1 protein-coding gene is annotated in these 495 nt (G+C 50.3%); it reads right to left on the minus strand.

Translation table 11 applies throughout. From position 1 onward, the window contains the following. The coding region (locus tag A9513_RS13785; RefSeq protein ID WP_141678397.1) for a helix-turn-helix domain-containing protein at window positions 1–150 on the minus strand (150 nt) is incomplete at its 3' end. Window positions 151–495 lie beyond the last annotated feature (345 nt).

The following is a 495-nucleotide window of genomic DNA, read 5'->3' on the forward strand; positions in this document are numbered from 1 at the left end:
GCCTTGAGCATTCCGGTTGCGCCGGATCTCACGGCTGACCGTCGAGGGGCTGCGGTTCATCAGCCGGGCAAGCCTGCGCTGGCTGAAGCCATTGCACAGGCCGATCTGGATCGTGACGCGCTCTGTGGCGCTGAGTTCGTGATAGGACATGGGGCAACACCTTACCGAAATGGTCGGGTGTTGCACTCAGTTTTTGCGGCCGCCTAGTTATTGAAAAACTGATTGATGGTACGAAAGCCATTTTTATAGGCTAGCCTGAGCGTCATACTACTAAAGCTTTCTTGTTTCTTTGGGATGGCAATGAATGGCAGTTCCATTATTATTACCTCTTGAAAACAATCTTTTTGAGTTCTGCGAGCGTCAATTCGAACGGGTTTTTAGTGGTAAGTCGCTTTTTATAATTGGCGGTTGCAGAAGCTGAGTGCAACACGGTTACTGGATTGAAGCAGGTGCATCATGCTGCAACGCCACTACCTCTGTCATGACCTCAATCGG

The sequence above is a fragment of the Pseudomonas sp. AU12215 genome (assembly GCF_001675465.2).
Taxonomy (GTDB): Bacteria; Pseudomonadota; Gammaproteobacteria; order Pseudomonadales; family Pseudomonadaceae; genus Pseudomonas; species Pseudomonas nitroreducens.